This is a genomic window from Paraburkholderia polaris (genome assembly GCF_012927345.1).
In the GTDB taxonomy this organism is placed as follows: domain Bacteria; phylum Pseudomonadota; class Gammaproteobacteria; order Burkholderiales; family Burkholderiaceae; genus Paraburkholderia; species Paraburkholderia polaris.
The window spans coordinates 115,476-140,693 of record NZ_JABBGJ010000028.1; the positions used below are offsets into that span (position 1 = coordinate 115,476).

The following is a 25,218-nucleotide window of genomic DNA, read 5'->3' on the forward strand; positions in this document are numbered from 1 at the left end:
CATACTTCATTTCCATCTGCGCCATCGAGATTTGGCCGCAACCATCGCGATGGCGCATCGTCAACACCCTAGTCTTTCCACGCCGACCCAAGAATCATCGTGCAGAAATTCTCGCGATGGTAATGCGGATCTTTCAGCGCCAGCACGTCCGCCTTCACGTTGCCGAAGGTCGTCTCCGGTTTGTGAATCGTGCCGTGCGCAAACGCGTCGATGATGCCTTCCTTGAAATGCGCGCCGCGCGGATGCGCGTGAATCACCTCATGACGTTGCTGCTCGCTGAACTCATCGTAAGCGAGGCCCAGCACGTCCATCTCCACGCCCGCGGTGACCAGCGCAACCACCGGCTTCATATATTGCGGAATCCCAGGCGTGGTGTGCAGCGCAATCGAATTCCACACCTGTTCGATATCTGCTTCGCCGATGCCGTGGCGCTGCAGAAAATCACGCGCCGCGTTCGCGCCGTCCACCTCGAATCGATCATGCTCGCTGCTATACGGCGCGACGAGCCCCATGTCGTGAAACATCGCGCCGATGTACAGCAGCTCGGGGTCGTACTTGAGTTGCTTGCGCGCGCCGGCCAGCGAGCCGAACAGGAATACGCGCCGCGAATGGTGGTAGAGCAACTCGGTTTCGGTATCGCGCACGAGCTGCGTGGCTTCGCGCGCCATCATGCTGTCGGGGATCTGGATGCCTGCAATCGTGGTCATGTGAAGTGCTCCATGAAAGACTTGAATGAACCGGACGCGCGGTCTTGGTGAGTTGATGGCGCGTTTGGTATGCTGGTCCGCGATGCTTTTTTCTATCCGTTCAAGCAGCGCGTCCGATGAGTTCAGTATTGGCCAGCGCGCTGTCGCGGGCAATCGGCGCGGACCGTTGAACACTGCCAAACGCACCGCGTTGACTGCCGCGGGTTGCGGATTCCGTCCATCGTCAAAGGAAATCATTCGATGCCTACCGTCGCGATCGCAATCTTTCCGGGCGTACAGACGCTCGACGTCGCCGGTCCGGTCGATGTGTTCTCCGAAGCCAATCGGTTCATCACGCCGCAGGATCGCTATGAGGTCACGCTGGTCAGCGCGGAGCCGGGTTCGCTGCGGGCGTCCAACGGCATGAAGCTCACCGCCGACGCCACTTTCGAACAGGCACGCCGTCCGTTTGATCTTGCGCTGGTTGCAGGCGGCCCCGCGCTGCCCGAGGATGCAGCGCCCGACACCCGTTTGCTGGAATGGTTATCGCGCGTCGCCACGCAGTGCGAGCGTTATGGCTCGATCTGCACCGGCGCGTTCGCGCTCGGTCACGCCGGACTGCTCGACGCGCGCAATGTCACAACGCACTGGCAGCACGCGGCACAACTTGCCGAGCAGTTTCCGCGAGCCCATGTCGATTTCGACCGGATCTATCTGCGCGACGGCAACCTGGTCACGTCAGCGGGCGTGACGGCGGGCATCGATCTATCGCTTGCGCTGGTCGCTGAGTATCACGGGCCGCACACGGCGCTCGCCGTCGCCAAACGGCTTGTGGTGTTTGCACAGCGGCAAGGCGGTCAATCGCAGTTCAGCCCGTACTTGACCGCCCCCGCCGACGACACCTCGCCGGTCGCCAAAGTGCAGGCGCACGTGATGGAGCGGATTCGCGAGAGCTTTACGGTCAAACAATTGGCGGACGTCGCCGGAATGAGCGCACGGAATTTCGCCCGCGTGTTCGTGCAGGAAACCAGGGTGACGCCGCACGAATTCGTCGAGCGTGCACGCGTGGATGCCGCGCGCAAGTTGCTCGAAAGCAGCGGCGCGGCGCTCAAGGCGATTGCCTACGACTGCGGCTTCGGCACTGCGGACCGGATGCGCATTGTCTTCACGAAGCGGATCGGCGTCACGCCGATGCAATATCGCGAGCGCTTTCGCTCTGAGTGAGGGAGACGTGAAGGGGAATGAAGAGGTGATGAAGGAGGCGTGACGGACCCTGCAAGCGCACGGCATAGGAACGGCATAAGGGCGGCTAGAGGGCGGCTCAAGCGCCGCCGGAATGCGGCTTGAAGAACGGCGCCGCTGCAAGCATCAAACATAGCGTGCGAAAATAACGGCCTCCTCAAGCCAACGATCACAAGGAACGACATGTCCACCTCTTCTCCGATCCGCGCGATCGTTACCGGCCACACCCGCGGCCTCGGCGCTGCCCTTGCTGAACAACTGCTGGCGCGCGGCGTAGTGGTACTGGGTTTGTCCCGCTCGCGTCACGCCACGCTTAAAGAGCGTTTCCCCGCACTGCTCGAAGAAATCGAGCTGGAACTCGCCGATCCCACGCGCGTCACGCAGTGGGTCGCAAGCGATGCATTGCGCAGTTTCGTCAGCGGCGCGCAGACCGTGCTGCTGATCAACAATGCAGGCATGGTTCAGCCGATCGGTCCGATCGAAGGCCAGGACGCCACGGACATCGCCAACGCCGTGAGCCTGAACGTGGCCACGCCGCTGATGCTGGCGAGCGCGCTCGCGGCAGCCAGCGTCGGCGCAACCGATCGGCGCATCGTGCATATCTCCAGCGGCGCGGCGCGCAATGCGTATCCCGGTTGGAGCATCTACTGCGCGACCAAGGCCGCACTCGATCATCACGCGCGCGCCGTTGCACTCGACGCCAATCGTGCGCTGCGGATTTGCAGCCTGGCGCCAGGCGTCATCGATACGAATATGCAGGCGGAGATTCGCAGCAGCGGCGCCGAACAGTTCCCGATGCGCGAAAAATTCGAAGATCTCAAGCGCAACGGCCAGCTCTCGACACCTGAACAATGCGCGACCCAGTTGCTCGATTACGCCTTCAGCGACGCATTCGGACAAACGCCAGTGGCCGACATTCGCGAGGTCGCGAAGCAAGGCTGAGACGAGAGCGCCGCGCTCCCGTAAAACCTCACCTTTCGGCTGATACGCCGATATTCACACGCCGGGCGCAATCATCGCGCCGCGCTCGGCCGCCTAATCTCGCCGTACGGTACGAACACATACCCGCGTCCCCACACCGTCTGAACATAGCGCGGCTCGGAAGGATCGATCTCGATTAGCCGCCACAACCGCCGCCACCGCCAGATCGATACATCGAGGCTGCGCCCTTGATGCAGCACACTATTGCCCCCAAGGTTGGCAATTTCTTCTCGACACTTTCAACATGGAACGCGATAGGGGACGGCTCGCAAAGTCACGGTCCGATGCGCGGATCAGCTCCCGAAAAGTCTCACCTTTGGCACGGAGCGGTTGGGGCTGGGCGCAGAGTGCACATCTGACCACTCCCGAAAACGCTCACCTTCAGGTCTTGGGGACAGGCCGCAAAGGCATGCTGGGCGTGGCACCGGTGGTCCCAAACCGGCCACTCCCGCAAACCCTCACCTTTGGAGGGGATCGAGTAATCTGCATACCCAGGTAAGAGGCGTTATGTGTCAGGCGGTGAGCGATGCACTTTCGGGGGTTGCCCAAATCGGCGCAGGGACGGTGGCACCGGACAACGGCACACTCCGTTGAACGGCATCAACCTGCCGGGTGCGCATCGATCTTCCCACTCACCGCTTTCAGTCCAAAGCTCGCGACCAGCGAAAGCGCAGCGCACGCCGCCATGAAATACGCAGGCGCGGCGACATTACCCGTCGACGAAATCAGCCACGTGGCGATCAACGGCGCGGTGCCGCTAAACACGGTGAAGCTGACATTAAACGTCAACGCGACGCCGCTGAAACGCACACGCGTCGGAAACATGTCGGCGATGATGCAGGCGAACGTGCCGTTGGCGAGGCACGCGGCCACACCGGCCAACGCGAGCAGCAACACGACATCGATCGTATGGCGGCTTGCTGCCAGGTAGAACGGATAGCTCAGCACCATCAGCAGCAGCGAACCGAAGCGCAGTACAAAGCGCCTCGGCAGTTTGTCGCCGAGCCAGCCGGATAGCAGAATGCCCGTCGACACCACCGCGAGACCGACGTTCTGTCCGATCGCCACGCGGCGCGGGTCGTAGTGCAACACGCGATCGAGGTAAGCCGGCATGTGCGCGAACAGCAAGCCGTTGAATGCGGCAACCACCGCTGTCGTGCCGATGCCGAGCAACACGGGCCGCCAGTGCTCGCGCAGCAGTTCTGCAAGCGGATGCTTCGCGGCGAGATGCTTCATCTCTGCGAACGCAGGCGTTTCCTCGAGCTTGCGGCGCAGCCAGAAACTCAGCAAGCCGATGGCGCCGCCGAACAGAAACGCGATGCGCCAACCGTACGCCGCAACATCGTCGCCACTCAGAAAGCTGTGCACCGAAAGATTGACGGCCGCCGCCAGCAGCACGCCGGAGTTCACGCAAAAGAACACGATGCCGCACACGAGTCCCGCGCGCCGCGGCACCGTTTCGACCACGTAGGTAATCGACCCGGGCAACTCCCCGCCGAGGCAGAAGCCTTGCACGAGACGCAGCAAGATCATCAACAGCGTGGCGCTGATACCCCACGTCGCGTAGGTCGGCACGATACCCATGCCGATCGTACACATCGACACGACAATCACCGACACGATGAACACGCGCCGGCGTCCGTACTTGTCGCCGAAATAGCTGAGCACGATACCGCCGACCGGACGCGCGAGATAACCGATTGCAAACACGGCGAACGAAAGCATCAAACCGACAATCGGATCGCGCATCGGAAAGAACGCACGGCCGATGAACTGCGCGAAGATGCCGTAGACGACGAAATCGTAGAACTCGAGCGCGCCGCCAAGACTCGCGAGAATGATCATGCGCCACTGTGAGCGCGTGAGCCGCGTCGGGGCTTCTTCCGAAAGACTGGCGGATTCAAGATTGGACATGGTTGTCTCCTGCGCGGCCCGGCATGGTTGATTGCCATGCTCGCCGCTGTGCCTGCGCGTTTTATCGGCCGTATCCGGCGCGATGGTGGCGCTTACGCCTCATCCTCACCGATCGACGCCTCATACGGCCACTCCACAGCGCCAGAGTGCGTCACTGCGCCGAGATTCGCCGGCCGCACCAGCGCTTCATATTTCTCCAGCACGCCGCCCAACCGACCCCGTGTGAACGGCACGGCCTCCTTGGCGCGCCGCGTGAGTTCCTCGTCGCTCAATTCGACGTCGAGCGTGCCTTTGTGCGCGTCGATATGAATCCGGTCGCCGTCCCTGAGCAAGCGAATTGGGCCGCCTGCTGCCGCTTCCGGTCCCACGTAGCCGATGCACATGCCGCGCGTCGCGCCTGAGAAGCGTCCGTCGGTCAGCAGCGCAACTTTTTCGCCCATGCCTTGACCGTAGATCGCCGCCGTCACGCTGAGCATTTCGCGCATGCCGGGGCCGCCCTTCGGCCCTTCGTTGCGGATCACGAGCACGTCGCCTTCCTGATAGGTGCGCTTCGACACAACCGACATGCACGCCTCTTCCGCTTCGAACACGCGCGCCCTGCCGCTGAAAACCAGGGACTTCAAACCCGCGGTTTTCAGGCACGCGCCATCCGGTGCGAGATTGCCGCGCAACACCACCAGCCCGGCGTTTTCGCTTAGCGGTTCGTTATGCGGACGGACGACGCGGCCATCCGGGCCTGCGAACGCCTTCAATGCGGTTTCGAGCGTTTCGCCGGTTTGCGTCAACGTATCGCCATGCAGGAAGCCGCCCGCGAGCAGCGCATTCAGTACCGCCGGCACGCCGCCAACGTGATACAGATCCAGCGCGAGATACTTGCCGCCCGGCTGCAGATCGCCGATCAACGGCGTGCGGGCGAGGACCTCGGACACATCGTCCAACGTAAAGCGGATGCCCGCTTCGTGCGCGATCGCTGGAATGTGCAGCGCCGCGTTGGTCGAACCGCCGGTGGCGGCCACGGCGGCGCATGCATTTTCCAGGCTCTTGCGCGTGACCAGATCGCGTGGCAGCGGACCGCCGTTTTTCAGCGTGTTCATGACCGTTTCGCCCGCACGGCGCGCAATTGCAATGCGCTCGCTGTAGACGGCGGGCACCATCGCCGAGCCGAGCGGCGCGAGACCGAGCGTTTCGGCGACCATTGCCATCGTGTTCGCAGTGAATTGTCCGGGGCAAGATCCCGCACCCGGCGTGCAACGCTTCTCGATGCCACGCAAGGTGTCGAGCGACATGTCGCCGCGTTGTGCCGCGCCGACCGCTTCGATCGCGGTCAGAATCGTCGCTTGGGTGCCGTCCGGTGCAATGCCTGGCAGCATCGCGCCGCCGAACAGGAACACGCCCGGCACGTTCACCCGCACCATGCCCATCAGAATGCCGGGCAGCGTCTTGTCGCAACCGGCCACGCCGACAAATGCGTCGTAGCAATGCGCGCGCACAAACACTTCGACGCTGTCCGCGATGATCTCGCGCGATACGAGGCTAAAGCGCATGCCCGAATGATTCATCGAGGTGCCGTCCGACACCGAGATCGCCGAGCCGCGAATCGGCACGCCGCCGCCCGCCGCGACGCCTAGGCGCACGTTGTCGGAAGCCGCTGCAAGCGACATCGAGCACGGCGTGTTTTCGCCGAACGTATCGACAATCGCAACGAAGGGCTTTTCGATCGCGGCGTCGTCCATGCCGGTCGCCCGCAGGAAAGCGCGATGCGGCGTGCGTGTGATGCCTTCGGTGACGGTGCGCGAGCGGTGTTTGTGGAGATTGCTCATGGTGTGTCCTGTGCGTATCTGTGTATTGTGCGTTCAGCCGTTCAGCCGTTCAGCCGTTCAGCCGTTCAGCCGTTCAGCCGTTCAGCCGTTCAGCCGTTCAGCAGCATGCCGTTCTCGGCGGCGATCACCTGGCCGGTCATCGAAGGCGCATGCGCGACGATGAACCAGGCAAGGTCGGCAATCTCGCCGGGCTGCGACACTCGCTTGAGCGGCGCGACATTCGTCATGCTGTCGACGATCTTCGCGTACGCCTCTTCGCCGAGCACGCGACGCGGCAAGCCGTCGTCCACCATGCCGGGCGCCAACGCATTCACGCGGATATGCGGCGCGAGATTGCGGGCAAGCGAGAGGGTCAGTGTATTGACCGCGCCCTTCGAGGCGGCATAGGCAATAGAAGAACCTGTGCCGTTCAGTGAGGCCAGCGACGAGATATTGATCACCGCCGTGCTATGCGAAGCGGTCGACGAATCGCGCAGCACCGGCACCGCGGCGCGCGTCATCTGAAACATGCCGATCAGGTTCACGCGATAGACGCGCTCGAACTCCATGTCGTCGACGGCGGCCAGATCGCCGTGCGGGATGAAGCGCGTCGTGCCGGCGCAGTTGATTAGCGCGTCGATGCGCTGCCACTTCGAGGCCACCGCGTCGACCGCTTTCACGCACGCGGCGTCGGAACCGACGTCGGCATCGAACACCATGGTCTCAGCGCCGAGTTGTTTGCATTGCGCTTCGATGGCCAAGGCTGCTTCGCGTGTGCTGTCGTCGAAGTTACCGATCGCCACCGCCCAACCGGCGCCCGCAAAGCGCAACGCGGTGGCCGCGCCGATGCCGGTGGCCGCGCCGGTGACCATACAAACCTGCTGCGTCATCCTGCTCTCCTCATGCTGTTTTTACGCGTGGCCGGCATCGCCAGCACGATCACAGCGGCCAGCACCAGCGCGCAGGCGAGCACGATCATGCCGGGCAGCAAGGTGCCGGTCGTGTCCTTCAGAAAACCGATCACGTAGGGGCTCACGAAGCCCGCCAGATTGCCGGTGCAATTGATCACCGCGATGGCCGCCGCCGCGCCCACGCCGCCCATCAGCGCGGTGGGAATGCCCCAGAACACCGGCGCAATCGAATTGATGCCGATCGCCGCGACCACCAGCGCCGCCATCGAGAGCCACACGTGGTGGCCGAGCAGCACCGCCGCCAGCATGCCGGCGGCACCCAGCACCGCGCACACGGCCACGTGCTTGCGCCGCTCGTCGTGCTTGTCGGTGTGACGTGCAATCAGGATCATCGCGACCGCACTGATCAGCGACGGCACCGCCGACAGCAAACCGATATTCGCCACGCTCACCACACCGCTCGCGCGGATCATCGTCGGTAGCCAGAAGACGAGGCCGTAGTTGCCCATTGCGATGCAGAAATACAGCAGGCCGAGCAGCCATACCTTCGGATTGGTAAACGCGCCGCGCACTGTTTGGTGCGCGCGGGTCTGCGCATCGGCTTCGAGGTCCTGCGCGAGCAACGCTTTTTCCTCTTTGTTCAGCCAGCTCACCGACTCGATGCGGTCGTGCAAAACAAAAAACGCCGCGATGCCCACCAGCAACGATGCGATCCCCTCGATCAGGAACAGCCACTTCCAACCGGCGAGCCCGTGCACGCCGGCCAGCTGCTGCATGATCCAGCCCGACACCGGACCGCCGATCGCACCCGACACCGGAATTGCCGCCATGAACAGCGCGATGATCTGCGAGCGCCGGTTCGACGGAAACCACGTCGACAGATACAGCACGATGCCGGGAAAAAAGCCCGCCTCGGCGACGCCGAGCAGAAAGCGCAGCACGTAGAACGAGGTCGCGCCGCTCGCGAACATCGTCAGACACGAGACGATCGACCACGTGACCATGATCCGCGCGATCCAGATGCGAGCGCCGACGCGATGCAAGATGAGGTTGCTCGGCACTTCGAAGATGAAATAGCCGAGAAAGAAGATGCCGGCGCCCGCGCCGTACACGGTCTCGCTCAACGAGAGATCGGTGAGCATCTGCAACTTGGCGAAGCTCACGTTCACACGATCGATATACGCGACGATGAACGCGAGAAACAGAAACGGCACGATGCGCCAGGCTAGCTTGCGATACAGCGCCGCGCGTTCTGCGGATTCCGCGGTTCCGCGGGTTCATTGGGTACAGCCGGCCGCTCGGCGCCGCCGTAAAGAGGGGTGCTCATGCTTGTCTCCTTCCGCGCGCTTGGATGCACGCTGTGGTCGCGGCGATGCGGGGGCATGGAGCGACTCCGGTTATACCCCGAGTCATGCGATCGAAGCGTAGCTGCTATGCTCGACCCACCCGCTTCACGCTCTACCGTCCTGCCGATATTGGAGATTAGCCGGGTTGAGCGCCGCACCGCAAATCACCGTTTTGGCGCAGGTCATTACCATTCAGTTATGTTCACCGAGTAAACACGGATGGCCACCACCGAAAACGACGCAATCGACCGCTTCTTCCGCAGCGGCCTGAAACTGCCGCATCTGCGCATCCTGGTGAGCCTCGCGGAGCTCGGACAGGTGACGCGGGTTGCGGCCGCCTTCCACGTCACACAGCCGGCCATTTCGAAGCAGATCGGTGAAATCGAGGAAGCGCTCGGCGTACCGGTCGCGCGACGAGTCGGCAACGCGGTCGAGTTGACCAGCATCGGCAAGGTGATGGCCGCACGCGGCCGCGAAATCCTCCGGCACATCGAACTGGCGCGCCGCGATGTCAGCGCGCTGACCACCGGCACGGCCGGTCACGTGCGCTTCGGCGCAGTCGTGACAATTCCGCAGCCGCTGATCGCGCACGCGGTCGAACTGTTCATGCGGCGCGCGCCGTCGGCGACGCTGTCGTTCGTGGAAACGACGCTCGACAAGCTGATCAAGATGCTCGACGAAGGCGAGCTCGATCTCGCATTAGGCCGTAACCGGCTCGCCGACAACCAGGGCCTGTTGCGCCAGCAGACGTTGCATCGCGAGCCGTTCGTGTTTGTAGTGGGTGCGAGCCATCCGCTCGGCAAGATGGATATGCCGGTGAGCTGGAACGATCTGCGCTCGGCGCGCTGGATTACGCCGCTGCGCGGTTCACCCGCTTTCGCGACACTGGCCGAGACACTCGCCGAACAAGGTATTCCGCTCGATCGCGGCGCGGTCGAATCGAGTTCGTTGACGTTGAATCTGTCGCTGCTGATCGGTGGGGACTTCGTGTCGATCCTGCCGCTGTCGGTCGCGCGGCATCACGTGAGCCGTGGACGCATGCGCGTGCTGCCGCTCGCGCCGCTCGAACCGTTAGGCGAAGTGGTGCTGGTGTGGCGCGCGGATACCTCCGCGCCGGCGGCGGATCTGTTCAGCGAGTGCTTGAGGGAGTCGTCGTCGGAATTGCTGGATGGTGAGGCGGAATGATGCGTGCGGGCTCACGTGTCGCCGATTGCCCGTTGGCTCCCGAATGTTCTCACCTTTGAGCTTTTTGAAGGTATTCGGAAGGCCGGCTGCCATCAAGGCAGCCGGCTCGTTCAGACAGGCAATCAGAACTTGTGACGGATGCCCACAATCGCCAATTCCTGGCTGTTCGTCCCTGAATTCACGCCGTAACTGCCGATCGAGGCGTCCGCGCTCACCACCTTGCCGCTTGCGTTCAGCGTGTTGCCGCTCGCCTTCTGGTAGCCAGCCAGCGCGTACAGTTCGGTGCGCTTCGACAGCGCGTAATCCGCACCGAGGTTGACCTGGTTGTAGTGCGCCGAGCTCGGACCGGTGAGCGACGTGTAGTTATAGCCCACACCGGTGCGCAGGGCTGGGGTGATCTGATAGTTGAAGAACACCGAACCGTTATTGAACTTGGCCGTGTCGTGGAACGCGGAGAATGCATCGTTCGCGTACTGCGTGTTCGAGTAAGCCGCGCCGATGGTTGCCGCGCCGATTACGTATTGTCCGCCGACACGTACGATCTGAATCGACTTCGCACTCGCAAAGCCCGAGTTGATCACCGTGTTGAAAAGCGAATCGGAACTGCTGGTCCACGTGCGCACATTCGCCGTGGTGGTGTTGCCGCCATTCGCGTAGAAGTAGCCTGCGCCGAGCGACAGCGGTCCATTCGCATAGGCCGCGCCGAAGCTGTACGTCTGACCGCTGCCGGTTGCACCGGCCACGCCGCCCACGCCGTACAACGCTTCAACCTGGAAGCCGGCAAACAACGGGCTCACATACTTGACCGAGTTGCTCACGCGCAGACTGTTGTCGTAGTTGTCGAGGTCGCCGGGCGTGGCGAACACACCACCGAAGTAGTTGTCTTCAGTGAGGCCTTGAACCAGATCGACGATCGGGTCGTATTGACGTCCCAGCGTGACCGCGCCCCACGTGCCACTCGACAAGCCGACCACCGCCTTGCGCCCGAATTCGCGGCCGCCTTGACCCAACGCACCCGTGCCGACGTTAAAGCCGTTCTCGAGCTGGAACACCGCAGCAAGACCGCCGCCCAGGTCCTCGGTGCCCTTGAGGCCCCAGCGGCTGCCGGACAGGTTGCCGCTGCTGAACTTCACGAGTGTTGACTGATTCTGGCCGTTGGTGCTTTGTGCGTTATGCACATAAGCGATACCGGCGTCGACGATGCCATACAGCGTCACGCTGCTTTGCGCCTGAGCGCCGGCAGCAAGCAGAAGACCGGCAGGCAATGCGAGGAGAGAAAGTCGTTTCATTTTTCAAGTTCCCGTATCGGTGTTGTATTTGTTTAAAACTGGCGAAACGATACGAGACCGGTTTGCGTCGGCAAACCAACTAATTCTTCGATGAATATGAAAGCGACAATCGCTCGATTGCGTCTAAGGTGACACGCTTACGCGTGTTGAAGATGTCACGCCGGGACGGCGGACAATTCGGAGGGTGCGTATTTCGCGGTCGCAAGAACTTCGGCGGGAACGGGGACGTGCGCACGCCGCACCAACGCGCCGCTGCGGAACATCAGCAGATCGCCCGGTTCGCAGGCGGTCCATACTTCATCGGTGAGCGGCGTGGTGGCGATGACCGCCGTGCGATCGGCCGGCGTGCCACGCTCGGCGAAATCGACAGAGAGGTCTCCATCGACGAGACGCGCGCTCGAAAACGGCCAGTGACGTATCACATACGACAGACGCGTCGAGCAATAAGCGAATTGCGCCTGGCCGTTCGAGAGCACGAAGTTGAAAATGCCATACGGGTTCAGTGTGCGCGTCGCCTGCTCGATAACGTCGAAGACGGCGTCGATGTCGTCCACGCCCGGGGCCGTGTTCGCTTGAGCAGCGAAATGCGCGTAGAGGCGATTCATGATGAAGCAGAACGCCGCTTCGCTATCGGTCGTGCCGACCTGCGCATACGGCCCGTGCTCCGGTCCATCGAGCGGTTGCAGGTCGCCGTTGTGCGCGAACACCCATTGCTGGCCGCGCAACTCGCGCATGAACGGGTGGCAGTTCTCCACCCGCGCGCCGCCTTGCGTCGCCTTACGTATATGCGCGACGACATTGCGCGACTTGATCGGATAGCTCTTCAGAAACTCCGCCACCGGCGACTGATACGCGGGCTTTTCATCGACGAACACGCGGCACGCGCGGTCTTCGTAGAACGCCACACCCCAACCGTCGACGTGATGGTCGGTGAGTCCGCCGCGTGCGGCAAAGCCCGTCAGCGAGAAACTGACGTCGGTGGGTTCCGCGCAATTGAGGGCGAGCAGTTGGCACATGTCCGACGCCGCCCTATGCCCGTTGATCCAGAACGTGCGGGAACGTGACGACATCCGCGGTTGCGGCACCAGCGCTTTTTGAAGTTTTCGCGGCCATCACGTGTCACCCCGTCGTTTACTCTCACAGGGAGACTAGCGTGTTTCAACCGCCACCGTTATAGCGAATCAAGCTTTGCAAATCACCGGCGCGCGGGCTCCCGAAAACCCTCACCTTTGGTCGGTCCGCCGCGCGCGCGGCGTCTAGCTCGCCAGCTTGCGGAACGTTTCCAGCACCGCGTCGCCCTTGAACGGCTTGACAATCCAGCCTTTCACGCCCGCCGCCTTGCCGCGCTCTTTCATCGCCGGGCTGCTCTCGGTCGTCAGCATGATGACGTTGACGGTCTTGTTCGCGAGTTCACCGCGAATCTTCTCGACCATCGTCAGGCCGTCCATGTTCGGCATGTTCACGTCGCTGATCACCAGCTTGATGCCGGGGCTGGCCTTCAGTTTGGCGAGGCCTTCTTTGCCATCTACCGCCGTGTCGACGTCCAGACCGTTCTTCTTCAGAAAGCCGGCCACTTCGTCACGCACCGTGCTCGAGTCATCCACCACCAGAATTTTCGACATGTTTTTTCCTATGACAACGCTCAAAACAACTCCAGCTCACCGCTGGTTTCTTCGATCGCGCTCGTGTCCGCCACGAAGTCGATCGGCGCATGGGCGCACACACATATCGTCGCGGCAAGCTGAACGGAACCGTTAAGCGTGATCGAATACGACGCCAGCAAACCCGGCTTCAATTCCGGCAGATGCCCCAGACAACGCGCGCTCAGTACATAGGGCGTCGACATGCCGAGGTCCGGGAAGTAACGCAGCAGTTCCTGATTCATCGCGCCGCAACACAGATTGCAGATTTCCAGAAACGCTTCCTGGAACGGGCGCTCGTCGGCCTCTTTCAGGTAGTAGTTGCGGGTGCTGTCGTTTTCGTCGAAGTGAAGGATCAGCAGCAGTCTGAATACGATCGACGAGATGGTCAGCACAACCACCTGGGTGTCCGCCGTTGCGCCCGTGCCGGCCTCGGCGAGCGGCGCGATCTCGCACGTATCGCCTGAATCCAGCGGCAAGCGCGCCTGCGCCGCCTTGCGGAAAATGCGTTCGAAGCTTTCCTTCGCGTGGCCCGTGATCACATCGGCACCTGATGCAGCTTCGAGTGAAACTGGTTGGCGAGCGATTCGACGCTGGAGAGCGACGCCGCGATCATCTTGCCGCCCGCCTGGATGTCCTGGAACGTGGAGGTGGTGGTCAGGTCGTTGCGGTGCAGGCTGTCGCGATAGCTCTTCGACAATTCCTCGGAACGCGCAGCGAGAGCCCTCACCTCGCTTGCCACCACCGCGAAGCCGCGTCCGGCCGGACCCGCGCGCGCGGCCTCGATCGACGCGTTCAGCGACACGATCACCACATGCCGGACAATCGACGAGAGCTCCAGATTCTTCGCGTGCATGTCGTGGTTCTGCGTCATCAGCGAGATCATCTGCTCGTGCCAACGCTCGAATGTCGCGCCGAGGCTCTTCAGACGCGCGGCTTCTCCTGCGATCTGTCGCGCCTGATGCGCCCACTGGTCTTTGTCGTCAGTCGCGGCTTTCAGCGTTGCGCGCAGCGCATCGACGCTGGCCGATTGCTGCATCAGTTCCTCACGCAACTGTGCGGCCAACGCTTCCATCTTTTGCGCGGCCTGTTCGCGTTCGCGGATCGCTTCACCGCGGTCCGCGTGTTCCGCCAAAAGCGTGTTGATGCGCGTTTCCGCATCGGCACGCAGTCGTGCCGTCAACTTCGCGCTATGCAGCTTGTGCGCGACAAACGCCAACAGCGCGGTCACCGCGCTGCCTGCCACCACAGCCAATACATACTGTTGAATCACAACCCACCCTTCCAAAGTCTGTCGCGCAGTCCGTCGACCACCGTTCAATCCGCGATCGCGTCGAGTTGCAGTTCGCCGGCATCGCCGCGCGCTTCCATACCCAGCGTATCGACGGCGACGCTATCCGGCAGGCAGACTATCGTCTGGAACTGGCGGAACGATGCGCCCTTGTGATCGTCGGTGAAGCGCAGTTCGATGTGGCCGTTCTCGCGCTTGAGGAAGTCGCGCACGGCGTCCATGCCCACGCCACGGCCCGACACTTCCGTGACCGTTGCGGCAGTGGAGAATCCCGGCCGGAAAATGAATTCGGCGATGGTTTCGTCGCTCAGTTGTTCGTCGCCGTCGATCCAGCCGCGCTCCACGGCAATGCCGCGAATCCGTTCGAGCGCGAGGCCGCGGCCATCGTCGCTGAGCGTGATCTGCAGCGCGCGGTTGTCGACGCCCAATTCGATATCGATCGTGCCAGCCGGCGTCTTGCCGTGCGCGCTGCGCGCCTCTGCGGTTTCGATACCGTGGTCCATCGAATTGCGCAGCAGATGCATGAACACGTTGTTCAGCGTGCCGCCCGCCTGGCCGCGCAGACGGTAGCCGTTGTCGTCGATGCGCACGGTCGGCGCCGGCTTGCCCAGTTCTTGCGCGAGCGAAGGCAGCGAGTCCAGCACGCCGGACAGTGCTTCGCGCACGCTTTCGCTGCCGAGGGCGCGCAAGGTATGACGCATCGCATCGCGCATCAACTGCAATTCGTGGAGTTCGCTGGTGTTCGTCTTGTCCAGCATGCTCAGCGTCTGCTGAATCTGGTCCTTCTCGACCATCACGTAGCGGTTAGCATTGCCGGCGTTGTTCGCGCCGGCTTTGGCCTTGCGGCCGAGGCTCTGTTCGTTGATCCTGGCGTAGCTCTCGATCGCCTCGCGCACGCGCGTCAGCTCCTGCATCAGGTGATCCTGATCCCACGAGCGGTCCGCGTCAGGTTGGCGCAGTTCGTGATAGCTCTGCTCGGTTTCATGGACGACATTGGTCAGATGCGCCAGGTTGTAGGTCCGCGCATTGCCCTTGATGGTGTGCATGTTGCGGAACAGTTCGGCGATCGCCGCATGGTCCGCTTCCGAATGCTTGCGGATGATGCGCTCGTTCTCGCTGACAAAACCCGCGGAGCTTTCGATGAAGTGATGGAACTTCTCTTCACTCACCGCGAGAATCTCGCCGATCATGTCGAGTCGGCGGCGCTGTTCGCTGGCTTCTGCAGCGAGCTTGCGCAGTTCGGTGACGTCGCGCACGCACAGCATCAAACGCACAATGACGTCGTTTTCGTCGGTGATCGCCGACCAGCTGAGGTCGAGAATCTTCACACGGCCATCGGGCATGCGCTTCGAAATTTCGCCGACCAGCAGATGCTGATTGAACGCGAAGTTGATGCAGTCTTCGCCGAGGCACGCGTGCGCAGCCGCGTCGACTTGCGAGAGCACGTCCGAGCCGAGATCGGTATCCGAGAACACCAGATCCATCAGACCGCGCCCAGCAATGTCTTTCGTTTCGAAGATGTCTTCCAGATAGGCCGAGTACTCCGCGTGGATCACAGCGCCGTCGATCACCGTCAAAATGCCTTGCTGCATGTTCTGCAACATCGCCTGAATGTCGGCGGTCTTCTGCTTGAGTTGCGCCGAGCTTTCCTGGATCTTTTCGATCATGCCGTTGAAGGCGACGATCGAATGGCCGATCTCATCCAGCCGGCCCACCGGCACGCGGCGCGTGAAATCCTGGCTCGACGCGATCTCACTCATCATGGCTTGCATGCGGCTGAGCGGGCGGGTGATCTGACGGTAGAGCAGCGAGCCGATCGAGGTCAGCAGAATGATCGCGATACCGGTGACGACGGCGATGGCCGTCGTGATGGTGGCGAGCGTGGCGTTTAGTGCGGTGATCGCCTCGTCTTTCTGGCGGTTCTTCTCGACGCGGAGGGTTTCGACGATGCCTTCGAGTTCGTCGCGATACTGTGCGACGTTGGCGAACAGATACGCTTGCGCGAGTTCGTTCTTGCCGTCGGCCTTCATTTTCGCCGTCTCGGCGATAGCGGAGAAGTAGTTCTCGAGGCTGTCGTTGGCCTGGGAGACGAGGCCTTGCTGGGCGTGGCTCGCGGCGTCTTTGGCTTGCAGCGCGAGGGCCTGTTGCAACGAGGCCTTTTTCTTCTTCAGTTCGTCTTGTGCCTGGGCGACCATGTTGGTGTCCGGCGCGTAGACCAAGGTCATGGTCGCGAGCTGTACGTCTTTGACTTGCGAGACGAGGTCGGCGGAAGCCAGCGCGCTGGGGACGACGCCTTCGGTCACCTTGCGCACTTCGGCTGCGCTGCCGCGCGTCTGATACACGGCGTAACCACCGATCGCCGACAAGGCGACGAACATCAAGACAACCAATAGCGTGATGCGATGACGGATAGTCATGTGAACCCCCCGAGGGTATGGCCTTCGCGTCAGCCCTCGATTGGAGCAGCGCGTTTTTTTGCGAATCTGAGTCAAGCTTGCAGCGCTGCCGAGTATTGCCGACGCATGTTACTAAGCGATGACTACAGGGTTTTTGACCACGCCCGGGGGGTTAAATATTCTTCTAAAGTTTTTGGTTTTGACGCCGTTAATTGGAGCCCGTTGAATTGAGCGTCGCGGTGCGCGGCGCTTTTGCTAAAACGCGCGTTGCGTTGACACACACCGCGAATTGGACGGCAAGTCGAAGTGGTGACGCATATAGGCGCGCATGGCGAGCGCGCGTTGAGGGTCGGCGTGCGGCACAAGCGCCGCCTTGATTTCTTCAGCGAAGGCGTCCGGCGTCATTGGGGGAAGCGCTCAACGTGAATTTCGCCGCGCCGTCCGAAATATTGCACCTGACGTCCCGCGATCCAGACGAAATACCCCACACATCCTGCGGCCATCGTTCGGCGCACAAACTCCGGATATTTGACCGCTCCGCTTTGCGCGCCGCGCACAGCCTGATTGACTGCATCCGCATCGAATGCGTCGGCGATAACGGCTTCCGCTATCGGCAACGAAATCGAATACGTCTCGCCCCCGGACGCATAGTAAGTGTGCTCACCGCGCCGGTAATCGGTGAAATACGATTCGATGCCGGTCTCACCGAGCGCGCGGACGACCGAACCAAAGTCGATCAAGCCGGCATGAGAGCGTTGCGCGCAATCTTCAGCAATGCGGCGGCTTTCCGCGTTCAGGTTTGCGGACATGTCTATCTCCATGTCTATCTCCAACAGGGTTGAGTATTTACTCGACGGGAACCGACTTCAGACCATGGACGGCGACCACGTTTTTCATGGCGTCGACAATCGCCGCTTTGACTGAAGCGGGCAGGTGACCGAAGAACTCTTCGTCGTTTTGATCGGCCAGTTGCGCCAGTTCGGGAACGAGCTTCTTTCCTGCCGCGCTCAACGCCACCACATGATTGCGGCGGTCTTCTTCGACTGTCGCGCGTTCGAGGAGCGCTTTGGCCTCGATGCGCGCCAGCAGTTTCGATACGGCACCCTTGCTCATGCCAGTGCACGCGGCCAATGCCGTGGCGGACGTCGGGCCCGAACCGTAAATTTCGCGAAGCAGCACCCACTCGGACACCGTCACGCCATGCGCCTCCACTTTCGCCTGGAAACCATGCGACACGTGATTCGACACGAAGCGCAACCAGTAGCCGATGTGCGCTTCGAGGTCACTAACCGGCTTCTTACGAGACGGACTAGCGACGTTGTCTTTATGGCGAGGACTGGGCATTGAGGGGATGCAGGTATCCGAGGAGCATTGATCGAATATTAGTTTCCTAGGAAACCAATGTCAAGTCCATTGGAAATTTGACTGGCGAGGGTGTGGGTACATGCTCCCGAATTCCCTCACCTTTGAGTTTGAAGTGCGTAGACAGGTAGCTATATTCTCACCTCCCCTGCTCCCGAATCTTCTCACCTATCGGCTTTTGCCCGTCGTCCTGAGTGTTCGATGCAACACGGTGAGCGGCCATGACGAGCCCCCCTGGAAATCCTCACCTTATTTGGGGTGCGTGCTCGACACGACAATTGCTCACCTCCTGGAATCACTCACCTTGTGCGAGCGATCTCCTGGAACTCCTCACCGTGGCGCGTCTTTGCACGCTTCCACGGTGCAGATCGGCACCTGGGACCGCTCACCTCTCGCTGATAGGGCGATACCTCCTGGAACGTCTCACCTCTCATCGACGTGATGCCATGCCCCCTGGAACAACTCACCTTTCGTCGAGATGGCGGCGTCTCCTGGAATTCCTCACCTCTGGCTGTGGTGACGTCATTTCCTGGCGTTCCTCACCTTTGATCACGATGACGCCATCTCCTGGAATTCCTCACCGTTGATCGAGACGGCGCCGTCTCCTGGAATTCCTCACCGTTAATCGAGATGACGCCGGCTCCTGGAATTCCTCACCATCCTGGAACCGCTCACCTTGGCTGGATCATGTAGTTTCATCATGGCTGAGACAGCTGCCCTATTGGCGATAGGCAATCTCCCGAGCATCCTCACGGAGGACCCTGAACAAAGAGGTTGCCTGGCGCTTTACCCGACGCTGCCGCATGCCGTCAGATTATTTTTAGCTGCCACCGAAGAAGATATTGCATTGCGGGTCGATGCTGCAGGGCTTCACATGTTTCCAACTGCCGCTCTGCACTTTCGTATCGGGCATGCCACCGTATGCCTGCGTCGCCGCGGCGGAGGGGGCAGCCTGAGTCGCTGCGTTTTCCTGTTGGGCGGGTTGTTGAGGCTCCGGCATGGCTTGCGAATGCGCAAGCCCGGCCATAACAAGCAATCCGGCGGCAGAAGCCACCATCAGTTGTGATTTCACTTTTAGCTCCTTAATTTAGGGTACGTTTTTCACTGATCCGATTCGTTATCCGCGGGCCCGGAAGTCAGAATACACAGGAGAATTTCGGACGCGCGAAGCGCTCTTCGGGTCCGCAGGCGAATTGCCCGAGGCCAAAGTTTTAGGTCGTCGTGAAAATAAGGAGAGCAGTGCGCCGAGCCGAGGTCCCGGGGCGCAAGGTGGCGTGCGAACTGGCAGTGTCAACGGATTTTGTGGACCCTTCGACACATAATAATCGCCCTGCAAATACGTGTTATAGAGCGTGAGATGCCGAAGTGATAGCGAATATTTGCGCCGGATTCCGTCCACGCACGCGCAAGCGGCTTTTTACGCCAGGTTCGGGGCTTATTACGCCAGACACCTCCGCAGCGCTCGGGGCCCCAGGATGATGCATGGCGAACGTCAGAAGCGTCAGGATGCCGACGACGCGTCGCACCCATGCTATGCGGCGGCGAATGCGCGTCCGGTTCATGGCAGGCCTCGTTGTACCGTGATCGTGCTTGCAATGCTATCTAACGCAGGCGCGTGGCGGACCGCGGGATCGGTTAGCCCCACTGCATCGACAATCTTCGACGTGCCGTGCAACGCGTCTAGAGGTATTCGGCCAGGCGAACCAACATTGCATCGCAGCGGGTCAGCTGCTCAAGGGTAATAAATTCGTCCGGCTTGTGCCCTTGATCCATGCTTCCCGGCCCGCAGACCACCGTGGGAATCCCCGCCTGGTCGAACAGGCCGCCCTCTGTGCCGAAGGCCACCGTACCGAACTCGGTGGAACCGCTCAGCAGCGCCAACAGGCGCGCCGCCTCGCTGTCAGGCGAGGTGGCCAATCCCGGGTAGGCGGAGAGCGGCTGCAAGCGAATGCCGGTATCGGGTTGCACCGAACGCATCCTCGGCAGCAACTCGGCCTCGGCATAGGTCTGCAACTCATCCGCCACCTCGTGGGCGTCGAAACCTGGCAGGGCGCGTACCTCGAAGTCGAATTCGCATTCAGCCGGCACGATGTTCAGCGCACGACCACCCTTGATTGTGCCGGTCTGCACTGTCGAGAACGGCGGATCAAAGCGCTGATCGTGATGTTCAGGCTGTGCCAGTTGCGCACCGATTTCTCCCAGCCGGCCGATCAGTCGCGCCGCATATTCGATAGCGTTGACCCCATAGGGTGCATAGGCCGAGTGGCAGGCGGCCCCTTTCACCTGGCAGCGCATGGCCAACTTGCCCTTGTGGCCCAGCACCGGTTTCAACTCGGTGGGTTCGCCGATCAGGCACAGGTGCGGCTTGTGTGGACGCTTCTCCAGCTCCGCCAACATCGGTCGCACACCCAGGCATCCCACTTCCTCGTCATAGGAGAAGGCAAGGTGTACCGGCAGCTTCAGCGTCCGTTTGAGAAAGACCGGTACGGCCGCCAACACCGAGGCGATGAAGCCCTTCATGTCGGCCGTGCCGCGACCGTACAACCGTCCGTCTCTCTCGGTGAGACGGAACGGCTCCACCGTCCAGGCCTGCCCATCGACCGGCACCACATCGGTATGACCGGAAAGCACAACGCCACCTCGGTCACGAGGACCGATGGTGGCGAACAGGTTGGCCTTGGTGCGCTCCGGGTTGTAGAAAAGCTCACTCTCCACGCCGAGTTCCGCCAGGTAATGCCGGATGAAGGCGATCAGCTCCAGGTTGGAGTCCCGACTGACCGTGGCGAAGCCGATCAGCCGTTCGAGCAGTTCACGACTGGAAACCTCACTCATCGCCCGGCACTCCGTAGCTGGGCGCTGCGGTCGGATTCAACGCCCGAGCCACGTAGTCCTGCATCTGCGGCCGGTAGGCTTGCCAGAGAGCGCCCAGTTGGCCGATTGGGTCTTCATCCGCCCAGTCGACTCGCAGATCGACGATCGGCCAGATCAGGTCGCCCACTACCTTGAGCGCCGCCGAGTGCACGGGCCCCGCTTCACCACCGGCGGCCATCGCGGCATGCATGGCCGCCAACAGGCGGTCGGCAAGCATCCCAGGCGCATTCTCGAACGCCTGAACCATAGCCTCGATGACCTGAACCCCAGCCAATAAGTTGCCCGCGGCTACGCACTGCTTACCCGCCACAGCGTTGTGCACGCCCAGTGCTTCTTTACCGCTAAAAAATGCGGTACGACCCTGCCCATCGATCACCGTCACCTGCCGATACTCGCTCCAACCGTTGGCGCTGAGCGCGCGGTCCAGGGCCGCCGCAGGCTCGATCTGCTGGCTTTCGAGGAGGTCGAGTATCTGCGGGCCGAGGGCAGGCAGGGTGACATTCTGGGTCGCCACAGCACCCACACCTGCGCGCACCCAGGGGCATCGAGCACCCACCGCGATACTGGAAGAGCTGATGGCGATCCCAAGCTGCCCGGTTTCCGGGCAACGTCCAACGATAGAGAATGTCATGTCCTATTCCTTAGGCCTGGTTCGGCTTCCAGTCGTCCGGGATCACCGCGATCACATCGATCTCCATCAGCCACTGCGGCTGGCCCAGTGCGCTCACAACGAGGCCGGTGGAAATGGGGAACACGCCCTTAAGCCACTTGCCAACCTCCTGGTACACCGGTTCGCGATAGCGCGGGTCGATCAGGTAGGTTGTGGTCTTGACGATGTGGGACAAATCGCTGCCCGCCTCTTCCAGCAGCTGCTTGACGTTTTTCATCGCCTGTTCGGCCTGGGCGCCCGGGTCGCCGAGTCCTACCAGGCGGCCTTCGAAATCGGTGCCCACCTGACCGCGCACATAAACGGTATTGCCGGCGCGCACCGCCTGACAGAGATCGTTATCCAGCGTCTGGTTCGGGTAGGTGTCCTTGGTGTTGAACATGCGAATGCGGGTATGCGTAGGTTGGCTCATCAATGCACCTCAATACTCGGGAAAAAATCTGCCTTGCAGATCTCGCGACCGTCTTCTGCCTCACGTTCCGAGGCATCACGGTAGGAGAGATATTTGCGCTGCGTGACGATATGGTCGGCAATGTGGCGGGCATCGTGCCAGACGCCCCAGATGAAAGCGGAGCCACGACGCGACAGCCACGGCAGACCCAGGAAATAGACGCCAGGCTCGGTCGAAACGCCGCGCTGATGCTGCGGCTTACCGTTTGCGTCGAAGGCGTTGACGTGCAGCCAGCTGTAATCGACCGCATAGCCAGTTGCCCAAACGATCGAGGTAACGCCGGCGTCGGCCAGATCGAGCTCAGGAATGGGATGGGTCACGCATTCCGGATCCGGAAGCGTATTGCGGGCTTCAGGTTCTTCCGGAAGGTCGAGACCATTGCGGGCAATATAGGCGTCAGCTGCATTCAGCAGCGACAGATAGTTCTCATCGCCGCGAGCAAGGTTGTCTGCGAGATCCGATTCGAAGGTCACTACCCCGTCATTGAACGATTTCGTCAAACCAACGAGCGTCATCCCCTGATTGGCAAGACGCCGGAAGTCAACCGTATGGCCGCCACGAGCGCCGCTTACTGCAATCGTGACATGTTCCTTACCCGGCCTCATGACCTCCGCATCCCATTCGCCGAGAACACCCAGCCACCAGCAAAAGTCACGGCCGCGATAGGCCCGTGGAGGACGATCGTGCGGTCCAACGGAGAGGTAAACCTTCTTGCCCGCGCGCTGCAGCTCATCCGCGATCTGCACCCCCGACGACCCGGCACCGACCACTAGCACCCCACCCTCGGGCAGTTGCGCTGGATTACGATATTCGGCCGAGTGGATCTGTGTGAGCTTCTCGTCTTTAGGCGCTATCGGCGGGATAACCGGGCGCTGAAAAGGTCCGGTAGTGACAACCACGCGGTTGGCCTCGAGCACGCCCTTAGTGGTTTCAATTGTGAAGCCCGGCCGGCCAGCATTGCGTACAACCTTCGTCACTTCCACACCCGTGCGGATGGGTGCGTTGAACTTCTTCGCATAGGCTTCAAAATAGTCCGCCACCCGGTCTTTTGAAGCAAACGCGTCGGGGTCGAGATCGTCGAACTCCATTCCCGGGAAACGATCGTGCCAGGCCGGACCATTGGCAACCAGAGAATCCCACCGTCCCGTGCGCCAGCGTTCGGCGATACGATCGCGCTCCAGAACGAGGTGGGGCACCCCGAGTTTGCTCAGGTGTTCACTCATGGCCACGCCGGCCTGACCGGCGCCGACAACAAGCGTATCGATTGACGTTCTTTCATCTGTCACGGCTATCTCCTTCCAGGATCTGCTGATGAAAGAAATCTACGCGGAAACACACCATCCGAAAAACATATTTAAAAAATGCAAGCCATCTGTTTTAGCTATGCAAAGCGCGAGATAATCAGCACGGAGACGAGCGCCGTACCCGGCGCATCCAGAATAATTTTTCTCATGGGAATAGTTCAATGGAAAGCCCACTGCTTCGGTATTCGCTGCGCCAGCTGCGATACTTTGTCGTGACGGCAGAAGCACTGTCTTTTACCGGCGCGTCAAAAGTCCTGCACATTTCGCAGCCCTCGATTTCTACTGCGATTGCCGAGCTCGAGGAGTCCTTTGGTGTGCAGTTGTTCATCCGTCACCACGCCTCCGGGCTTTCCTTGACCCAGGCAGGCCGCGAGATGCTCGGCAAGACGCGTGATCTGCTAAAGAATGCGGAAGAACTGCAGGTTGCTGCACGCGGGATGGACACCGGCATATCGGGCGGCATTGCGCTCGGTTGCCTGGTCTCGCTTGCCCCGCCGTTGCTGCCGGGCCTCATCAGCCACTTTGTCGCTCAACATGCCGGCGTCGTATTCCAGACGCGGGAAGCGCACCAGGAGGATTTGTTCACGGGCCTGCACGACGGGTCGCTCGACCTCGCGCTGACCTACAGCATCGATCTGACCGACGACATTGAATTCCTGCCGATGCTGACGCTGCCGCCGTACGTCATCTTGCCGAAAACGCACCATCTGGCTCAGCATCGCTCGATCTCTCTCGCGAATCTCGTGGGAGAACCCTACGTGATGCTGGACCTGCCCCATAGCCGGGAATATTTTGCGGCGCTATTCGACGCGGTGGGCGAGCGTCCGGTCCCGGCGTTCAAGTCCGCCCAACCCGAGGTGGTACGCGGTATGGTGGCAAACGGTCTGGGATACAGCATCCTGAACTTTCCGCTCAAATCGACCCATACCGTGGACGGTGAGGATTTCGTCGTCAAGCGGTTCAAGGACGACGTTACAGCAGCCACGCTGGGCATTGCACAGTCGCGCAACATGAAGCCGAGACAGGTTGTGCGGCGTTTCGCGTCTTTCTGCGAAACGCAGATAAAGAAGCAGCACGCGAAGCGCTGAACGCTTGTGCTGGGGCCCGACGACGCTGTCGAGGGGCCCCTCACTTCGACGCAAGGTATTAGAACGAATAGATGAGCTGTGTCCCGAGCAGGTCGTTGGACTTGCCATACGAACCGTCGTTCTTCAGGAACACCTGTTTGTTCGCCCAGTCGTGACGGTATTCCACCTTGACCGTGATCTGCTGGGTCGGGTAGAACAACAGATCGAGCGATACGTCCTGATGGGTTGCGCCCTTGCACTCGAAGCCAACGCCGCCGCCCGCCTTCGAATTGGCGAGGCAATCCGCGCCGATACCGAAGCCGTCCGCCGTGTCCATGCCGTTCGAGTTCAACGCCACGCCACCACCACCGCCGCCGTTCTTGCTGTCGACCAGCACGTCGTAGCGCGCCGTCGCGCCCATGCGGCCGACCACCGGCAGCGTGAACTTGCGGTGCGCGAGCAGCGACAGGCCGTACCACTGCGCCTGGCCGCCGTTGAACGCGGCGTTCTGCTGCTGGCCGTAGTCGAGTTCGGCGTTGTACTGAACGTCCGCCTGGGTGTAGGCCAGGTCCGCTTCGCCGAAGAAGAACGTGCCGAAGGCGCTCGATGCGCCACCGCCCACGCCATACACCGGGATCGTATTGCCGTTCACGTTCTGCGTGGCGGCCGAGAGCGTCTGACGACCGATATTGAACGAGCCGCCGATATCCAGCGCGCTCGACCAGGTGTAGTCGAGGCGGGCGGTGAAGGTCGGGATCTTGTTGCTGCTGGTGATCGGATCGCCCAGCGCGTTGGTGCCCGTCTGTACCACCGAGC

The 25,218-nt window shown here is 61.5% G+C and carries 23 protein-coding genes and 1 pseudogene; 4 read left to right on the plus strand and 20 right to left on the minus strand.

All coding sequences use genetic code 11. The features are described 5' to 3' along the window. Nucleotides 1-68: 68 nt before the first annotated feature. A complete protein-coding gene (locus HHL24_RS25145) occupies nt 69-707 on the minus strand; it encodes an HD domain-containing protein (RefSeq protein WP_169488061.1) in 639 nt (212 codons plus the stop codon). A gap of 240 nt (nt 708-947) precedes the next feature. On the opposite strand from HHL24_RS25145, the gene HHL24_RS25150 reads away from it, so the two are divergent. Next, the gene (locus HHL24_RS25150; protein ID WP_169488062.1) at nt 948-1,910 is read left to right on the plus strand and encodes a GlxA family transcriptional regulator; all 963 of its coding nucleotides are present in this window, start codon (nt 948-950) and stop codon (nt 1,908-1,910) included. 201 nt (nt 1,911-2,111) lie between these two features. After that, the gene (locus HHL24_RS25155; RefSeq protein ID WP_169488063.1) at nt 2,112-2,870 is read left to right on the plus strand and encodes an SDR family oxidoreductase; all 759 of its coding nucleotides are present in this window, start codon (nt 2,112-2,114) and stop codon (nt 2,868-2,870) included. Between the two features lie 54 nt (nt 2,871-2,924). Here HHL24_RS25155 and ompR read toward each other — a convergent pair. The 5 genes and pseudogenes from ompR to HHL24_RS25175 all read right to left on the minus strand — a co-directional run. Further along, nucleotides 2,925-3,133, minus strand: a pseudogene (gene ompR, locus HHL24_RS44830) (two-component system response regulator OmpR); the annotation flags it as partial. 376 nt (nt 3,134-3,509) lie between these two features. After that, nucleotides 3,510-4,823, minus strand: coding sequence for an MFS transporter (locus HHL24_RS25160; RefSeq protein ID WP_169488064.1), 1,314 nt, complete (start codon nt 4,821-4,823; stop codon nt 3,510-3,512). Between the two features lie 92 nt (nt 4,824-4,915). Next, nucleotides 4,916-6,643 carry a dihydroxy-acid dehydratase gene (ilvD, locus tag HHL24_RS25165; RefSeq protein ID WP_169488065.1) on the minus strand — a complete coding sequence of 576 codons (1,728 nt, stop codon included), beginning with the start codon at nt 6,641-6,643 and terminating at the stop codon, nt 4,916-4,918. Nucleotides 6,644-6,732: 89 nt separating this feature from the next. Next, the gene (locus HHL24_RS25170) at nt 6,733-7,512 is read right to left on the minus strand and encodes an SDR family NAD(P)-dependent oxidoreductase (protein ID WP_169488066.1); all 780 of its coding nucleotides are present in this window, start codon (nt 7,510-7,512) and stop codon (nt 6,733-6,735) included. Then, entirely contained in the window at nt 7,509-8,747 is a 1,239-nt protein-coding gene (locus HHL24_RS25175) for an MFS transporter (protein WP_329606737.1), read from the minus strand. The genes HHL24_RS25170 and HHL24_RS25175 overlap by 4 nt, the downstream gene beginning before the upstream one ends. Before the next feature lie 351 nt (nt 8,748-9,098). On the opposite strand from HHL24_RS25175, the gene HHL24_RS25180 reads away from it, so the two are divergent. Beyond that, the gene (locus tag HHL24_RS25180; RefSeq protein ID WP_169488067.1) at nt 9,099-10,064 is read left to right on the plus strand and encodes a LysR family transcriptional regulator; all 966 of its coding nucleotides are present in this window, start codon (nt 9,099-9,101) and stop codon (nt 10,062-10,064) included. A gap of 122 nt (nt 10,065-10,186) precedes the next feature. Here HHL24_RS25180 and HHL24_RS25185 read toward each other — a convergent pair whose 3' ends face one another. The 13 genes from HHL24_RS25185 to HHL24_RS25245 all read right to left on the minus strand — a co-directional run bounded on the left by HHL24_RS25185 (nt 10,187) and on the right by HHL24_RS25245 (nt 23,317). Further along, nucleotides 10,187-11,353, minus strand: coding sequence for a porin (locus HHL24_RS25185; protein WP_169488068.1), 1,167 nt, complete (start codon nt 11,351-11,353; stop codon nt 10,187-10,189). Between the two features lie 155 nt (nt 11,354-11,508). Next, nucleotides 11,509-12,369, minus strand: a complete 861-nt coding sequence (locus tag HHL24_RS25190) for a class II glutamine amidotransferase (protein WP_169488087.1) — start codon at nt 12,367-12,369, stop codon at nt 11,509-11,511. Between the two features lie 240 nt (nt 12,370-12,609). Further along, nucleotides 12,610-12,975 (minus strand): response regulator, encoded by a 366-nt coding sequence (locus HHL24_RS25195; protein ID WP_169488069.1) that lies wholly within the window; start codon nt 12,973-12,975, stop codon nt 12,610-12,612. A gap of 20 nt (nt 12,976-12,995) precedes the next feature. After that, nucleotides 12,996-13,535, minus strand: coding sequence for a hypothetical protein (locus HHL24_RS25200; RefSeq protein WP_169488070.1), 540 nt, complete (start codon nt 13,533-13,535; stop codon nt 12,996-12,998). Next, a complete protein-coding gene (locus HHL24_RS25205; protein ID WP_169488071.1) occupies nt 13,532-14,266 on the minus strand; it encodes a methyl-accepting chemotaxis protein in 735 nt (244 codons plus the stop codon). Before HHL24_RS25205 ends, HHL24_RS25200 begins: the two co-directional genes overlap by 4 nt. A gap of 44 nt (nt 14,267-14,310) precedes the next feature. Next, a complete protein-coding gene (locus tag HHL24_RS25210) occupies nt 14,311-16,701 on the minus strand; it encodes a HAMP domain-containing protein (RefSeq protein ID WP_169488072.1) in 2,391 nt (796 codons plus the stop codon). A gap of 380 nt (nt 16,702-17,081) precedes the next feature. Further along, nucleotides 17,082-17,489, minus strand: coding sequence for a DUF1398 family protein (locus tag HHL24_RS25215; RefSeq protein WP_169488073.1), 408 nt, complete (start codon nt 17,487-17,489; stop codon nt 17,082-17,084). A gap of 37 nt (nt 17,490-17,526) precedes the next feature. Next, nucleotides 17,527-18,024 carry a MarR family winged helix-turn-helix transcriptional regulator gene (locus tag HHL24_RS25220; RefSeq protein ID WP_169488074.1) on the minus strand — a complete coding sequence of 166 codons (498 nt, stop codon included), beginning with the start codon at nt 18,022-18,024 and terminating at the stop codon, nt 17,527-17,529. Between the two features lie 838 nt (nt 18,025-18,862). Next, nucleotides 18,863-19,114 (minus strand): hypothetical protein, encoded by a 252-nt coding sequence (locus HHL24_RS25225; protein WP_169488075.1) that lies wholly within the window; start codon nt 19,112-19,114, stop codon nt 18,863-18,865. Nucleotides 19,115-19,722: 608 nt separating this feature from the next. Then, nucleotides 19,723-20,874 carry an acetylornithine deacetylase gene (argE, locus tag HHL24_RS25230; protein ID WP_169488076.1) on the minus strand — a complete coding sequence of 384 codons (1,152 nt, stop codon included), beginning with the start codon at nt 20,872-20,874 and terminating at the stop codon, nt 19,723-19,725. Further along, nucleotides 20,867-21,544: a DUF1028 domain-containing protein gene (locus HHL24_RS25235; RefSeq protein ID WP_169488077.1), complete on the minus strand. Its 678-nt coding sequence runs from the start codon at nt 21,542-21,544 to the stop codon at nt 20,867-20,869. The genes argE and HHL24_RS25235 overlap by 8 nt, the downstream gene beginning before the upstream one ends. 10 nt (nt 21,545-21,554) lie before the next feature. Then, nucleotides 21,555-21,992, minus strand: coding sequence for a RidA family protein (locus HHL24_RS25240; protein WP_169488078.1), 438 nt, complete (start codon nt 21,990-21,992; stop codon nt 21,555-21,557). Beyond that, on the minus strand, nt 21,992-23,317 hold the full coding sequence (locus HHL24_RS25245) for a flavin-containing monooxygenase (RefSeq protein ID WP_169488079.1): 1,326 nt from the start codon (nt 23,315-23,317) through the stop codon (nt 21,992-21,994). The genes HHL24_RS25240 and HHL24_RS25245 overlap by 1 nt, the downstream gene beginning before the upstream one ends. A 179-nt stretch (nt 23,318-23,496) precedes the next feature. On the opposite strand from HHL24_RS25245, the gene HHL24_RS25250 reads away from it, so the two are divergent. Then, a complete protein-coding gene (locus HHL24_RS25250; protein WP_169488080.1) occupies nt 23,497-24,423 on the plus strand; it encodes a LysR family transcriptional regulator in 927 nt (308 codons plus the stop codon). 58 nt (nt 24,424-24,481) lie between these two features. On the opposite strand, the gene HHL24_RS25255 is transcribed toward HHL24_RS25250, so the two are convergent. Further along, nucleotides 24,482-25,218 (minus strand): DUF3138 family protein (locus HHL24_RS25255; RefSeq protein ID WP_169488081.1); only part of this gene is annotated, 737 nt, incomplete at its 5' end.